At 72.1% G+C, this 14523-nt stretch carries 13 protein-coding genes; 5 read left to right on the top strand and 8 right to left on the bottom strand.

Translation table 11 applies throughout. From position 1 onward, the window contains the following. Positions 1-251: 251 nt before the first annotated feature. Positions 252-1052: a hypothetical protein gene (locus KY572_RS21870; protein ID WP_224244852.1), complete on the top strand. Its 801-nt coding sequence runs from the start codon at positions 252-254 to the stop codon at positions 1050-1052. Here KY572_RS21870 and cheB read toward each other — a convergent pair. Genes cheB through KY572_RS21840 form a run of 6 tightly spaced genes read right to left on the bottom strand, consistent with a single transcriptional unit; the run spans position 944 to position 8354 of the window. Then, positions 944-2005 (bottom strand): chemotaxis-specific protein-glutamate methyltransferase CheB, encoded by a 1062-nt coding sequence (cheB, locus tag KY572_RS21865; protein ID WP_407659985.1) that lies wholly within the window; start codon positions 2003-2005, stop codon positions 944-946. The genes KY572_RS21870 and cheB overlap by 109 nt on opposite strands. Next, positions 2002-4140 (bottom strand): hybrid sensor histidine kinase/response regulator, encoded by a 2139-nt coding sequence (locus KY572_RS21860; RefSeq protein WP_224244851.1) that lies wholly within the window; start codon positions 4138-4140, stop codon positions 2002-2004. Before KY572_RS21860 ends, cheB begins: the two co-directional genes overlap by 4 nt. Beyond that, on the bottom strand, positions 4140-5780 hold the full coding sequence (locus KY572_RS21855) for a methyl-accepting chemotaxis protein (RefSeq protein WP_224244850.1): 1641 nt from the start codon (positions 5778-5780) through the stop codon (positions 4140-4142). Before KY572_RS21855 ends, KY572_RS21860 begins: the two co-directional genes overlap by 1 nt. Next, positions 5777-6397, bottom strand: coding sequence for a chemotaxis protein CheW (locus tag KY572_RS21850; protein ID WP_224244849.1), 621 nt, complete (start codon positions 6395-6397; stop codon positions 5777-5779). The genes KY572_RS21855 and KY572_RS21850 overlap by 4 nt, the downstream gene beginning before the upstream one ends. Next, positions 6397-7884 (bottom strand): CheR family methyltransferase, encoded by a 1488-nt coding sequence (locus KY572_RS21845; protein WP_224244848.1) that lies wholly within the window; start codon positions 7882-7884, stop codon positions 6397-6399. Before KY572_RS21845 ends, KY572_RS21850 begins: the two co-directional genes overlap by 1 nt. Continuing rightward, the gene (locus KY572_RS21840) at positions 7881-8354 is read right to left on the bottom strand and encodes a chemotaxis protein CheW (RefSeq protein WP_224244847.1); all 474 of its coding nucleotides are present in this window, start codon (positions 8352-8354) and stop codon (positions 7881-7883) included. Before KY572_RS21840 ends, KY572_RS21845 begins: the two co-directional genes overlap by 4 nt. Before the next feature lie 164 nt (positions 8355-8518). Between KY572_RS21840 and KY572_RS21835 the strand changes: the two genes are divergently transcribed. Then, positions 8519-10090 (top strand): phytoene desaturase family protein, encoded by a 1572-nt coding sequence (locus KY572_RS21835; protein WP_224244846.1) that lies wholly within the window; start codon positions 8519-8521, stop codon positions 10088-10090. Between the two features lie 12 nt (positions 10091-10102). On the opposite strand, the gene KY572_RS21830 is transcribed toward KY572_RS21835, so the two are convergent. Next, complete coding sequence (locus KY572_RS21830; RefSeq protein ID WP_224244845.1) at positions 10103-11368, bottom strand: hypothetical protein; 1266 nt, start codon at positions 11366-11368, stop codon at positions 10103-10105. A 394-nt stretch (positions 11369-11762) separates the two neighbouring features. Between KY572_RS21830 and KY572_RS21825 the strand changes: the two genes are divergently transcribed. Beyond that, positions 11763-12593 carry a hypothetical protein gene (locus KY572_RS21825; protein WP_224244844.1) on the top strand — a complete coding sequence of 277 codons (831 nt, stop codon included), beginning with the start codon at positions 11763-11765 and terminating at the stop codon, positions 12591-12593. Positions 12594-12709: 116 nt separating this feature from the next. Then, positions 12710-12898 carry a CsbD family protein gene (locus KY572_RS21820; RefSeq protein ID WP_224244843.1) on the top strand — a complete coding sequence of 63 codons (189 nt, stop codon included), beginning with the start codon at positions 12710-12712 and terminating at the stop codon, positions 12896-12898. A 67-nt stretch (positions 12899-12965) separates the two neighbouring features. Here the strand turns inward: KY572_RS21820 and KY572_RS21815 are convergent, their stop codons facing one another. Next, a complete protein-coding gene (locus KY572_RS21815; protein ID WP_224244842.1) occupies positions 12966-13124 on the bottom strand; it encodes a hypothetical protein in 159 nt (52 codons plus the stop codon). 429 nt (positions 13125-13553) lie between these two features. Here KY572_RS21815 and KY572_RS21805 point away from each other — a divergent pair, with 429 nt between their 5' ends. Next, positions 13554-14507 carry a universal stress protein gene (locus KY572_RS21805; protein WP_263451879.1) on the top strand — a complete coding sequence of 318 codons (954 nt, stop codon included), beginning with the start codon at positions 13554-13556 and terminating at the stop codon, positions 14505-14507. Positions 14508-14523: the final 16 nt, after the last annotated feature.

The raw sequence follows: 14523 nt of genomic DNA, 5'->3' as shown, positions 1-14523 counted from the left end.
GGAGATTTGTTCCTTGGACCCCCGGAGTGTCCAGGGGCTCGGCTGCTTGTTCAAGGCCCTATCTGATGATGGAGAACAGTTGCCCGGGTCACCGCCATCCGTCCAGGCCCGTGGACCCGCCGATCCATGCCGTGGGACTTCGGGGAGGCTCTCGGTTTTCCCAACCCATTGAATTCAAAGGGTTTCCTGTCTGGTCTGGATCCTGCTCTGGGGCGCTGCGCTCCACCACTCCCAGAACGAGGCAGACACCCATGAACGAGAAGAACGCGGAGATCATCCCCTGGACGATGACGCTCGAGCAGTGCCACGACGGCATCCTTCAGTGCCTGATGCAGGGCACGGCTGGCCACTACCGCATCGGCCTGCTCTACAACCACATCGTGGCCCGCCGGCTGGCGGTGAATCGCGGGTACCGGACGACGCGCGAGTACTTCCGCCGGCACGTCCGGGTGCTCTCGCAGTCGACGCTGACGATGTACGGGGCGGTGGCGCGGGCCTTCCCCCTGGCGGTGTGTGAGAAGTACGGCATGGCCAGCCTCGGAGCGCTCCTGGAGTACCTGCGGCTGGCCCACATCTGGATCTGGCACATCGACAGGAAGGAGCCGGGCTCCACGCCCATCGAGATTCCGCGCCGAGGGGGACTGCAGATCGCCAAGCCCTTCGCGGACTGCACCGCGGATGACTTGAGGGCGGCCATCCAGGCCCGGCGCGCCTGGCCCGGCCATGGCAAGCTGGAGCCGGAGGAGGCGCCGGTGGAGAGCTTCCTCGAGACGCTGAAGCGCTTCTTCCAGGACAACACCCGCTTTCCTCCCAGGGTGGACGCTCAGGTGCACAACCGCCAGGTCCACCTGCGCATCCGCTACCTCCGGGTGTGGGAGCTGGGACGGCTCATCGAGGCGCTGCGGCTGACCTTCAAGCCCTCCGCGCCCGCGAGCCCGGAGGTTCAGCCCGCGGCCGGAGCGGCCAGCTCCCTCACGTGGGCGGCGATGCCGTCGAGCGGGAGCACGGCGTCGGCCAGCCCCGCGCCCACCACCACTCCGGGCATGCCGTAGACGACGGAGGTGGCCTCGTCCTGCGCCAGCACCCGCCCACCGGCCTGGCGTAGCTCTCGCACGCCCTCGAGGCCGTCCTGGCCCATGCCGGTGAGGATGAGCGCGATGCCGCTGGAGCCGTAGGCGCGCGCCACCGAGCGGAAGAGCCAGGTGCCCGAGGGCCGGAAGCCCCCCACGGGCGCCGCGTTCGACACCTGCACCCGCCCCTCCGAGGTGACGCCGAGGTGCCGATCGTCCGGGGCGATGTAGACGGTGCCCGGCTTCAGCAGCTCGCCCTCGCTGGCCACCTTCACCTCCAGCGGTGTGACGGAGTCGAGCCACTGCGCCATGCCCTCCGCGAAGCCCAGGGCGATGTGCTGCACGACGAGGATGGGCAGGGGGTAGTTCTCCGGCAGCCCCGAGAGGATGCGGTGGAGCGCCGCGGGCCCGCCCGTCGAGGCGGCGATGGCCAGCACCGAGGGCCGGGTCCTCGACACGGGTGTGACGGGAGGCAGCGAGGTGGACACCCGCCCGCGCTGGGGCCACTGGCGCACCACCTTCACCACGGCCATGGCCTTGAGCGTGTCGCGCAGGTGGCGGCTCTCGCGCTCGAAGTCCGGGGACTCGGGGCCCACCAGCTTCTGCAGCACGGCGAGCGCTCCGGCGCGCAGCGCGGCCATGGACGTCTGGATGTCGCGCTCCACCAGCGTGGACACCACCACCACCGGCGTGGGCACCTCCGTCATGATGCGCTGGGTGGCCTGCAGCCCATCCATGTTCGGCATCTGGATGTCCATGGTGACCAGGTGGGGGCGCAGCCGCTGGGTGAGCTCCACCGCCTCGAGCCCGTCCCTGGCCTCGCCCACCACCTGCATCCCCGGGTCGGCGCGGATGATCTCCACCAGCAGGCGGCGGGCGGTGGGCGAGTCCTCGGCCACCACGACTCGCAGCGGGTTGGGCAGGTTGGCGTTCATAGCAGTCGCCTCAAGGTCTCCAGCAGGTTCGTCTGATCGAAGGCGCTCTTCACCAGGTAGGCGCTGGCGCCCACCTCGAGGCCGCGCGTCTTGTCCTCGGGCTTGTCCCTGGCGGTGACGAGCACCACGGGCAGCCGCGAGAAGCGCGGCGAGGTGCGCACCGCCTCGGTGAGGGCGAAGCCGTCCATGCGCGGCATCTCCACGTCGGTGACGAGCGCGTCGGCGCCCACGCGCTGCAGCCGCTCCCAGGCCTCGGCGCCGTCCGCGCACGCCAGGACTTCGTAGCCCGCGGCCTCCAGCAGGCTCTGCTCCAGGGCCCGCGTCGTGGGCGAGTCATCCGCCAGGAGGATGCGCTGGCGGGCCCGGCGCGCGGTGGGCGCGGGGAAGAGGCTGGCGTGGGGCAGGCCCTCGGCGATGCGAATCAGGGAGGCGGGGTGGAGCAGGAGCGCCATCTTCCCGTCGGGAAGCACCGCGGCGCCGGAGACGTGGCGGGCCCGGCGCACGCGGGCACCCAGCCCGCGGACGAGCACCTCCTGCTCGGCCAGCACCTCGTCCACGCCCAGCGCCACGCGCAGCGAGCCCGAGGCGAGCACCACCGTGGCGAGGCGGGCGCGCGGAACCCCGGCGGGCAGGCCCAGCACGCTGGCTAGCGAGGTGAGCGGCACCAGCACGTCCTGGGCGACCCAGACCTGCCGTCCCTCCACCTCGCGCACCTCGGTGGGCGCCAGCCGCATCAGCCGCTCCACGCTCTCGGCGGGGAGGGCGAACTGCTGCCCGCCCGCGCTCACCAGCAGCACCCGCAGCGTGCTCAAGGTGAGCGGCACATCCAGCACGAAGCGGGTGCCCGCGCCCGGCAGGAAGGACACATCCACGCTGCCCCGGAGCCCTTCCACCTGGGAGCGCACCACGTCCAGCCCCACGCCTCGCCCCGAGACGGACGTCACCTGCGAGGCGGTGGACAGGCCTGGGCGGAAGATGAGCCGGGCGGCGTCGATGCCCTCGGGGACATCCCACCCCTGGGCCCTCGCGCGGGCTCGGATGGCGTCGAGGTCCAGCCCCCGCCCGTCGTCCTCCACCGACACCTGCACGCGGCCTCCGGACAGCCTGGCGGCGAGGCTGATGCGCCCCTCCGGCGGCTTGCCCGCGCGGCGGCGCTCCTCGGGCGTCTCCAGGCCGTGGGCCACGGCGTTGCGCACCAGGTGGAGCAGCGGCTCGCGCAGGCCCTGGAGCAGCGAGCGATCCAGCTCCAGCGCTCCGCCATGCACCTCCAGCCGCACCTGCTTGCCGGCGCCGCGGGCCACGTCTCGCGCGGTGCGCTCCAGCCCCTCGCAGGCCTCCGCGAAGGGCAGGGTCCGCGCGCGTCGCACCTCTTCGTCCAGCCCGCTCACGGCCTGGGAGAGCGCCAGCCGATCCGCCAGCAGCTCCCGGGAGAGCTGTCCCAGCCGGGCCTCCAACCTGCGGGCGGAGGCCTCCTCGGAGCCCTGGAGGCGGGAGCGCAGCGAGGCCAGCTCCTCGCGCAGCGTCTCCACCCACTCCGCGCGCCCCTCCAGCCGCAGGCTCGACACGCGGAGCTCACCGCTGCGCGACAGCAGCGCGTCCAGCTTCTGCGCGGACACCCGCACGGGCAGCGTCTCGGCGACGGGGGCCTCCGTGGCGGGAGCGGCGGGAGGCTCGGGCGCGCGGGGCGCGGGCTCGGGCGGAGCGGGAGGAGGGGTGGACGCCACCGCGGAGGGCTGTCTCTGCGCCGCCGCCGCCAGCCGAGGCAGCAGCGCCTCCAGCGGAGAGCCGACCAGGTCCTGCTTCCGGGCGAGCCTCTGCCGCGCGTCATCCAGCGCATCCGCGAGGGCGAAGCCCAGCTCATACACCTCGGGCGAGGTCGGCTGCCCTTGCGGCAGGGCGACGAGCACCTCCTCCAGCCGGTGGCAGGCCGTCTCCACCAGGGTCAGGCTCACCGCGCGCGAGGCGCCCTTCACGCTGTGCACCGTGCGCAGCAGCGAGGTGATGAGCTCCTGGGCGCGCGCGGGGCTGGAGGCCTTCTCCCAGGCCAGCAGGTCCCTGTTGAGCGCGGCCACGTGCCCCTCGAGCTCCTCGAGGAACGTGGCCATCAGCGCCTGTGCGAGCCTGTCCCGGTCCATCAGCGTCCGTAGTCGCTCAGCATGCCCTTGAGCTTGAGGCCCATGGCGTTGAGGTCCTGCACCGCGCGCTCCGTCTGCCGCGTGGAGGACAGCGCCTGCTGGGAGGACTGGTTCACGTCCCGCATGGCCTGGCGGATCTGCCCGATGCCGGTGGCCTGCTGGTTGGCGGAGGCGGCGATCTGCGCGGCCGTCAGCGAGGCCTGGGCCAGCAGCTCCCCGAGCGTCTGGATGGTGGAGCCCGCCTGGCCCACCACGCGGGTGGCCATGGCCACGCTCTTGGTGCCCTCCTCGGTCGTCATCACCGCCGAGTGGGTGGCCTTCTGGATGTGGCCGAGGATCTGCCGCACCTGGGCGGTGGCCTTCTTGGACTGGTCGGCCAGCGCCTTCACCTCGGCGGCCACCACCGCGAAGCCGCGGCCATGCTCACCGGCGCGGCTGGCCTCGATGGAGGCGTTGAGCGCCAGCATGTGCGTCTGCTCGGAGATGTCGTTGACGGTGTTGATGATGTCGCCGATGGCCTGGGCCTGCTCGGCCAGGGCGAGGATGCGCGCGGCGATGGACTCCACCTGCGCCCTCACGGCGGCCATGGCGGAGACCGCCTCGTCCACCGACTGGCGCCCGGTGCGGCCCAGCTCCTCGGACTGGCGGGCGGACTCGCTCACCGCGCGCGCCCGGCCCGCGGCCTCCTCGGACGTCTGGGCGATCTCCTCCACCGTGCTCACCGTCTCGGACACGGCGCTGCCCTGCTCCTGGGCGCTGGCCACCTGCTCGCTGGTGCTGGAGAGGATCTGCGAGGTGGCGCCGGCCAGCTGGTTGACGAACTCGGCCACCGTCCTCAGGTTCTGCTCCCGCTGCTGCGACTCCTTGGCGAGCTGGGACTCCGACTGCTGCCGGCGCTCGGCCATGGTGTTGAAGGCGCGGGCGAGCTGTCCCGTCTCGTCCTCGTTGTGCACCTCGATGCGGTGGGCGAGGTTGCCGCGCCCCAGCTCCTGCACGCCCTTCATCAGCCGATCCAGGGGGTGGGTGATGTCCCGGGTGATGATGATGCTGCCGGCGGCGACGACGACCAGGCCGAACACCGCGCCGATGATGAGGAAGATCATGCTGCGCTGGGCGTTCTCCCGGCTCGCGTTCTGCTGGTCCTGCCAGCTCTGCTCACCCAGGGCCTGCATCTGATCCACCTGGTCGCGGATGTTCTGCATCGTCTCCAGGCCGCGGTTGGTGCGGACGAACTCCATCGCCGCCTCCACGCCCTTCTCCTGCCGGATGCGGATGCCCATATCCAGCTCCTCCAGCCGCTTGCGCAGCAGGGGCTCCATGCGTCGCAGCCGGTTCTGCAGGTCCGCGTCCCTCAGGGCCGTGTGCAGCGCCTGGAGGTTGGCCTCCAGGTTCTCGCGCGCCGAGCGGTAGGGCGCCAGGAACCCCTCGTTGCCGGAGAGCAGGTAGCCGCGCTCGGTCGTCTCCGCGTCCGCGATGGCCAGGCGCAGCTCTCGGATGTACTTGAGGTTGTTGCGCGTCTCGAGGAGCACCTCGGTGGTGCGGGTGAGCTGCTGGATGACCTGGTAGGCCACGCCGGCCACCGCCAGCAAGACCAGCAGGGACAGGCCGAAGCCCACGCCAATCTTCTTCCCGATGCTCATGACTTCCCTTCGTCGGAGACGTCGAAGATGAGGCGACTGTCGCCCAGGAGGGCTGCTCCCTCCAGCAGGAGGGTGCCGTCGCGATGAATGCCGGACACCAGCGCCGCGGCCTCGGCGGAGAGGGTGCCGGGCGGAGGCAGCAGGGCGTCACGCGAGAGGAGCGTCACCTCCTCCACCGTCTCCACGCACACGCCCAGGTCCGCCCGGGAGGCGCCCACGGTGAGGACCACGGCGCCGAGCCCCGAGGCCGGGCGGCCGAACAGGGGGGCCAGCTCCACCACGGGCAGCACCTCGCCGCGCAGCAGGGTGAGGCCGCGCAGCAGGGGTGGAGCGCCGGGCAGGGGCGTGAGCTCGGGGGCCCGCAGCACCTCGTGCACGAAGCGCGTCTCCAGCGCGTACGCCTGGCCGGCCGAGTGGAAGCGCGCCACCTCCAGCAGGGCGCCCACCGGCTTCTCCGGCGCGGAGGTGCGCGCCAGCTCCCGGGCGCGGGCCTCCAGCACGGCGCGGGCCTGCTCGGGGCTCAGCGTGCCAGCGCTCTCCGTGGCCTCGGCCAGCCGGGCCAGCCGCGCGCGGGCGGCCTCCCAGTCCAGCACCTGTCCTGGCTTGTCTTCCGCCATCAGCTCTTCTCCCGAGACTCAATGGCCTCCAGCCGCCGCTGCTCGCCTCGCGCCAGCTCCGCCAGTCTGCCCGCGCGCTCACCCTCCGAGAGGGGAACCGCCGCCTCGGGCGGCAGGGTGGCGCAGAGCGCCTCGGCGGTGCGAAAGGCGCGCACCGCCCCGGAGATATCACCCAGCCGCCGCAGGACGTGGCCCAGCGTGAGGTGGGCGACGGCCAGGGAGGGCTCCAGGTAGAGCGCCTGGCGCGCGGCGCGCTCGGCCTCACCCAGCCGGCCGAGGCCCAGCAGCAGCAGGGCCTCCAGGTAGCGCAGCTCCACCGCCATGGGGTGCCGGGCGGCGGCCTCGGCGCAGGCCCTCACGGCGGCCTCCGCGTCGACATTGGCCAGGGCCCGGATGGCCATCACGGAGGACTCGGGGCTGTCCTTCTGGGCGCCGGCCAGCTGTGCCGCCTCGCGCCAGTCTCCGCGCACCAGCGCCTGTCGCGCGGGCTCCAGCGCCTCGGAGGGCTTCGGGGCCATGGGAGCGGCGGGCGGCGGGCGGGGCGCGGGAGCCGGAGGCGCCGCCCTCGGGGCAGGCGCGGGGGGAGGCAGCGGGGGAATGACGGGCAGCGACGTCTGGGAGCGCGTCCTGGAGGGAGGCAGCACCCGGGGCGCCTCGGCGGGGAGGCGGCGGTACGCGACGCCCCACTCGGTGAGGAAGGGCTCGAAGGGCGCCAGGCCGATGAGCGAGGGATCCGAGGGGCCGGTGACGAGGAAGCCCTGGTCCGCGAGGCTGGCGTGGAGCCTGCGTGCCACGGCCTCGATGGTGGCGCGGGTGAAGTAGATGAGCACGTTGCGGCAGAAGATGACGTCCAGGTCGTGGATGCCGCTGCCGGGAGAGGGCCAGGTGTCGAGCGCGAGGTTCAGGTAGTCGAAGCGGACGCGCTGGCGGACCTCGGGCGCGAGCACGTAGCGCGGCCCCTCCTGGCGCAGGAAGGGCCGCATCCGGTCGGCCCGGGTGCCGCGGAAGGACCACAGGCCGAAGCTGGCCTCCTGGGCCCGGGCGAGCGCGGCGCGGGAGATGTCCGTGGCGAGCACCTCCATGCGGTCCCCGAACCCCTCCTCCATCAAGAGCACGGCGAGCGAGTAGGGCTCCTCGCCGGAGGCACAGCCCGCGCTCCACACGCGCAACGTGTGCTCCGGAGGGCGCAGCCGGCGCAGCTCGGGGAGCGCCTGCCGGCTCAGGAAGTCGAAGTGCTCGTGCGTGCGGAAGAAGTACGTCTCTCCGATGGTGAGCTCGGTGATGAGGTCATCGAGCGCCGCCGCGTCCGACGTAATCCGCTCCAGATAGGAGGAGAAGTCCGAGTCCCTGGCGCGGGCCATGGCGCGGGCGATGCCCTCCTCGGCGGCGGGCACGCACGTGGGGGGCAGCAGGCCGGCGCGCTCCTGCACGCGCTCGAAGACGCGCGCATAGCCGATGTCGCTCCAGGGGAGCGGTCCGGAGCTCACACGCCCTCCCGGGCACCCGAGAGGGCCGAGTCCAGCGCGAGCGCCTCGGCCTCGGACAGGAAGGTCCTCAAGTCGTGCACGAGCACCAGCCCGTCGGGCAGCTTCACGGCGCCGGCCACATAGCCCACGCCGGGCAGGGTGCGTGGCGTCTCATCCAGCGTACCGGGCTGGATGGCGAGCATCTCCTCGGTGCGGTCCACCCGGAGGACGACGCGGCGCGCTCCGGCCTGGGCGACGATGAAGTGGTCCGAGGGGGACAGCGGGCGCGGGGGCAGCCGGAAGCGGCGGCGCAAGTCCAATACGGGCAGCAGCTCGCCGCGCAGGTTGAGCAGGCCCTCCACCACGTCGGGCGCGCGGGGCAGGGGGGTGAGGAGCGCGGCGCGGACCAGCTCGCGCACATCCGCCGACGGCAGCGCGTAGCGCTGGCCCTCCAGGGTGAAGAGGAGCACCTCACGGGGCAGGGGCGTCATGGGGGAGCGGGAGCCACGGTGTAGCCCCCTCGCTTAACAGGGCTTCCCGGGCTCGGGAACCACCTCGTTGACGAGCTGTGTACCGGAGGAAAGAGGGGCTCCAGGTTCTCCGGAAAGCCACGTGCTTGCTGCAACGCCGGGCCGTCCCGGGCATCGTAGGGGGCATGGTGCGACACGTCATCGTCGTGGGAGCCGGCCCGGGAGGCCTGTCGGTGGCCATCAACCTGGCGGGCCAGGGGCTGAAGGTCACCGTGGTGGAGAAGGACACGCTGCCGGGGGGGCGCATGAAGGGGCTCACCCTGGGCGAGCGCGGCGAGTACGCGCTGGACACCGGCCCGTCCATCCTCCAGCTGCCCGGGGTGCTGGAGCGCATCTTCGTGCGCTCGGGCAAGCGGCTCGAGGACTACGTGAAGCTGGTGCCGCTGGACCCGAACACGCGGGTGCACTTCTGGGACGGCACGTACCTGGACACCTCGAAGGACCCGGCGCGCATGGAGGCGGAGGTGGCGAGGTTCGGCGCCGACAAGCCTCGCGCGCTGCGGGCGTGGCTGGAGGAGGGCCGGGAGAAGTACGCCATCGCCTACGAGAAGTTCATCGCCACCAACGCCGGCAGCCTGGGGTACTACGCGCCGTGGCGGCTGGCGCCCACGCTGCGCTTCAAGCCGTGGCAGACGCTGTACCGGCACCTGGACTCGTTCTTCCACGACGACCGGATTACGTACGCGCTGTCCTACCCCTCCAAGTACCTGGGGCTGCACCCCACCACGTGCTCCTCGGTGTTCAGCGTGATTCCGTACCTGGAGCTGGCCTTCGGCGTGTGGCACGTGGAGGGCGGCTTCCGGGCGCTGTCGCGGGGGATGATGAAGTGCGCGGAGGACCTGGGCGCCACCTTCCGCATGGGCGAGGCGGTGGAGCAGGTGCGCGTGGACGCGGGGCGCGCGGTGGGGGTGCGGCTGGCCAGCGGGCAGACGCTGGACGCGGACGCGGTGGTGGTGAACGCGGACCTGGCGTACGCGGCGCAGAACCTCATCCCCCCGGACGCGCGCCAGGGCACCCGGCTGTCGGACGCGTCGCTGGAGAAGGCGAAGTACTCGTGCAGCACCTTCATGGCCTACTACGGGCTGGACACGGTGTACTCGGACCTGCCGCACCACCTCATCTACCTGTCTGAGAACGCGCGGCGCACGGACCGGGACGCGCTGGAGGACCGGTTCGTGGACGTGGAGGATCCGCCCTTCTACGTGTGCAACCCGACCGTGACGGACCCCTCGGGGGCGCCGGCGGGGCACTCCACGCTGTACGTGCTGGTGCCCACGCCGAACACGGCGCAGCCGGTGGACTGGGCGGCCACGGAGAAGGCGCTGCGCGAGCGGATCCCGGACATGCTGGCGAAGGTGGGGCTGAAGGACGTGCGCCGGCACATCCGCGCGGAGCGCTACTTCACGGCGGAGACGTGGCGGGACGACTTCCACGTCTTCCGAGGCGCGGTGTTCAACCTCTCGCACACCTGGCTGCAGCTGGGGCCGCTGCGCCCGAAGGTGAAGAACCGCGAGGTGGAGGGGCTCTACTGGGTGGGCGGAGGAACCCACCCGGGCAGCGGGCTGCTCACCATCATGGAGAGCGCGAACATCGCGGCCGACTACCTCACGCGCGAGGCGGGCAAGGGCGCGCTGCCGCAGTGGCCCTATGTGCCGCCGCTGGAGGGGCTGCCCGCGGCCCAGGTGCGCGCGGGCTGAGCCCGGCTCGCGTCAAACCTGGGAGAACACGGGGGCCGCCGCGGTGGCCTCGGCCTCCGGCCCCAGCTCGCGCCTGAGCCGGTTCACCAGGACGATGAAGCGCACTCCGTAGATGAGGTTGACCAGCGCCGCCACGAAGTACAGGAGGCGCAGGATGTCGTCGGACGCCGCGAAGAGGACCAGCCCGAACGTCGCCGCGCTCGAGATGAGCAGGACCTGGCCCACGTGCCTCGTGGTGTCGGCAAGGGAGGGCGCCGCCCGGATGAAGGAGCGGACGAGGAAGGCCATGCCGGTCAGGCTGAGCACGCGGAGCCCGATCGAGAACACCGGGTGGGCCACCCAGGCGATGGATGAGAACACGAGCACGAACAGGCTGACGGCCACGTAGGCGGGCACTCGCGCACCGGAAGCCTCCGGCACGCGCGCGTACTGGAAGAGGCCCATGGCCAGGAGGACAAAGGGGGCGCAGAACGCCACGACGACGGTCGTCTTGGAATCCCAGCTCGCCAGCACGAGCGCGAACGCCAGGAGGCCCCCGCCCACGAGCGTGACCAGGCCCCAGAGCCACAGGCGGAGTCCCTTCCGCGCGGCGCTCCACTCCGAGTCCTCGGGCTGTGCCTCCCGCGCGCGCAGCAACTCCGCGCGGGTCAGGAAGAGGGCTCCCACCAGCAGGCCAGCGCTGGCCAGGGTGGGACCTTGCAGGACCATGTACAGGGTCGGCAGATCCGGGTCGCCGGGCTGGAGGAAGTGGCTGAGGAGCCGCCCCACGAAGACCAGCGCCGAGATGCCCCCGATGGCCAGGAAGAGCTCCCGAGGCGGACGGGCTTCGAGGCTCCGGCACCCCTTCCACACCGTCACGAGCATCGCCGCGAGGAAGGCCAGGAACACCCCGTTGCCGACGACGGAGAGGACGGTGCCTGCCGGTCCTCTCCTGCCCTCCATGGCCCACGAGAGCGCCATTCCGGTGAGGCTGGTGGCCACCTGGACACCGAGGAGGCTGACGGTCGCCCACGACCACCGGCGCACCGTCGGGTTCTCCAGGGACGCTCCGAAGCGCAGGAGGCCGAGCACGACGAGCCCCTCGGGCAGCAGGGAGATCAGCGTGTACGCGGCGAAGTACATCCGCAGCCCCGCTCCGGAGGAAGCCACATGCGCCATGAAGAGGGCGTCCGCCGGAATGCGGAGGAGCCTCAGGAGGAGGAGGGCGAACTCGCCGAGGAACAGCAGGCGAAGCGCGCCGGCGCAACGCTCATGGGCGGAGAGGGCTGAAGTCGTCATGGGAAGGACCAGGGTGGGAGAGGGAGCCACCCGTGCTCACCCGAGAGATTAAGCCATTCCGAAGAAGTTCATGCATCTGGCGGGAAGGGGCCTGCGCCAGGGCCACGGCCTGGCCAGGGAGGCGCCCTGTGCGCGGACTTGGCCCCAACTGGTATGACAAGCAGACCAGTACGGCCACGGTTCGCCCGGCAGGGAGGGTGGACTGGACATGGGGGTGATGAGGACTCGGGTCGCCCTCGGCCCGTTTCAGGTGGCGCGGCCTGATGCGCTCCGCTCCTGCGAGGTGGGCTTCAGGGGTGGAGCCTTCGCAGGCCCGCCTGAGGAGAAGGGGAGCGCGCGGGCGGCGATCGGCTCGCGGGTGGGAGCGGATTAGGGTGCGGGTGGAGGTGTCCGCATGTTCTTCCTTCTGCCCGTCGCACTCGGCGGCATCGCGTTGACGACGCTGGGGCTCGGGCTGAAGCGCGCCCTGGAGGAGCTCTCGCCGCCGCCGCCGTTCCCGGAGGGCACCGCGGGCCGGGAGGCCTGGGCGCGGCACCAGGAGGCGGTGAAGACGCTCCGGGCCACGCGTCAGCGGGTGAAGGAGCGGGCGCGCACGTACGGCGAGCGCCAGTCACTGGCGTGGCAGCAGACGGCGCTCCCCTTCCGCGAGCTGCTGGAGCGGCTGGAGCGCTGGGAGCACGCGCGGGCCGCCGAGGTGCTGACGCCCGAGGGCGCTGTCGCGGTGGGTGCGCTGCCCCGTGAGCCCGTGGCTCCCTCGGCGCGCCGGGCCTGGGCGCTGCTGGGCGTGGGCGAGGTGGCGCCGCCGGAGCTGGCGCCGATGCTGGAGTGGCTCGAGCGGGGCTGGCTGAAGGAGCAGGCGCCGGCCGTCATCGTGGACGGTGTCTCGCTCTATCCCGCGGCGGCCTGCGGCCCCACGTCGGCGCAGAGCGAGTCGATTCGCGCCTTCGACGCGGCGTGCGGAGAGCTCGGCCGTGCCACGGCCTTCCTCGAGGCGATGCACGTGCGGCTGGAGGCGCTCGACGCGAGGCTGGGGACGCTCCACGGCCGGGCCTCGGCGCAGCTCGAGTATCTGGATGCGGCGAGCTTCGAGGAGGGACGTCCGGAGCCCCGCGAGCGCCTGGCGCGGCTCGGGGCCCTCATGGGTGAGCTGGCGCGGACACTCCGCCTGCCGGTGCTGAGCGTGAGCGGCGGGCTCGCGCCGCTTCCGGAACCCCTGGCGGACTGAGCCCCGCTCCTCGGAGAGCGTGCGAGCGGACGTGGTCCCGACGCCTGCCAGCCTTGAAGTGTGTGCCCACCTTTGACTCGGGGCGCCACGGCGCACACGACACAGGAGGAAGCACCATGGGTGAGTGGACCGACAAGGCGAAGGGGAAGATCAAGGAGACGACGGGCGTGGCCACGGGCGACCGTGAGCTGGAGGCCGAGGGCAAGGCCGACACCTTCAAGGGCAACGTGAAGGAGAAGATCGAGGACGCCAAGCGTGTCATCAAGGACGCGGTGGATCCGGATCGCCGCCGGGAGGAGCCGTAGGCTCGGACCGGCGAAGGGGGGACTGAGGGGCCGTGGGGGGTGCAGCTCCCTGCGGCCCTTCGTGTCTTCAGGGGTGGCGCTCGCACTGGCAGGCCACCTCGAGGAAGGTGGTGGACTTGCCGCTGACGAGCGCCCACAGACAGCGCACGAGGCAGCTCGCGCCGAACTCCCGGTAGATGAGGCCGAGGTTGGCGACCACCTCACGTCCTGTGATGACTCCGCGCATGGCTGTTCCCCCTTCTACGCTCCCGCTCTGTCACCGCGGCAGCTCCCCAACTGACGCCCTGTTCCTCTGCAAAGGGCTGGCCGTCGCTGCGGCTCGCGCGGAGCCGGAGCGTGTCGCGGAGCGGACACGGCAAGGAGCCGATTTGTGGTTGCGGGATGCATGCCTGCCTGCGCGCAAGTGCGTGGAACTGCGCACACTCCTGTAATTCCTTCCGACAGGGCGTGGACTGGAGGACGGAAGAGCGTCCCGTTGTGCCAGGGGCTGCACGCGGCCGCATCCCGAGCGACGCAGGGGGCGGTGTGGCGACGGGTGGGGGGGCGTGGCCGAGGGAGCAGGCCCTGCGAGCGGGGGAGCGGGCTGTTCCCGAAAAGGTGGCGGCGACGTCCCGGAGTCTGAAGCTTCAAAAGAGAGGAGGATGGAGGTGTCGCGATGGCTGGAACCTCACATCTCGACGTGGGCTCGACGGTCACGCCGCACCCATTCCTCAAGAAGCTGCTGCACGCCAGCCAGAAGGCTCGGGGGCTGACGCGGCTGCTGGTGGCGACGGACTTCTCGATGTGCTCGGACCTGGCGTTGGCGCGAGCGCTGCGGCTGCCGCTGGTCGAAGGGGCCTCGCTGACGTTGTTCCACGCGGCGAAGCAGTTGCCGTTGATTCCGGTGCCCGGGGAGATGTTGCTGGAGGGGCGCTGCCTGAGCCGGGTGGCGGGGGCGGCGCGTCGGAGGCTGCGCGAGCGGGAGCCGGTGGAGGTGAAGGAGGAGCTGCGGGCGGGGGATGCGGTGGAGGAGATCTCCGGGGCGGTGCGGCGGCTGGAGGTGGAGGTGGCGGTGGTGGGGCGCCCGCATGCGGCGCGAGGGCAGGAGCGAGGCGCGACGGTGCGAGGCCTGGTGCGTCGGATGGAGGCGCCGCTGCTGGTGGTGGGGGCGCATCCGTCGCGGGCGTATCAGCGGCCGCTGGTGGCGGTGGACCTGTCGGAGGACTCGCGGCGGGCGCTGGAGCTGGCGCTGCGGCTGTGTCCGGCGCCGGTGGGAGTGGACGTGGTGCACGTGCCGGCGCCGTGCCTGGCGCCGGGGTTGTGGCACGCGGGGATGACGTCGAAGGAGCACTGGCTGTCGGTGCGCCAGGAGCTCGAGCTGGCGGCGCGCAAGGCGCTGAGTCGGTTCCTGGCGCCGTACCGGGAGGCGGGGCGGGAGTGCGAGGTCTCCATCCGGTGCGGCGAGCCGCTGGTGGAGGCGATGCTGGCGGAGGCGGAGGAGCGGGGCTCGGATCTACTGGCGCTGGGGATGAGTGGCGAGGAGTCGCCGCTGCCGGGGCCCGGGTTCCCCGAGCAGCTGGTGATGCGCGCCAGCTGTGACGTGCTGGTGGCCAAGGCCCACGCGCCGTGAGTGGAATGCCCACACG

It is taken from the genome of Hyalangium gracile, from assembly GCF_020103725.1.
Taxonomy (GTDB): Bacteria; Myxococcota; Myxococcia; order Myxococcales; family Myxococcaceae; genus Hyalangium; species Hyalangium gracile.
Note: the sequence above shows the minus strand (reverse complement) of the source record. Positions and strands in the feature narration are given on the sequence as shown.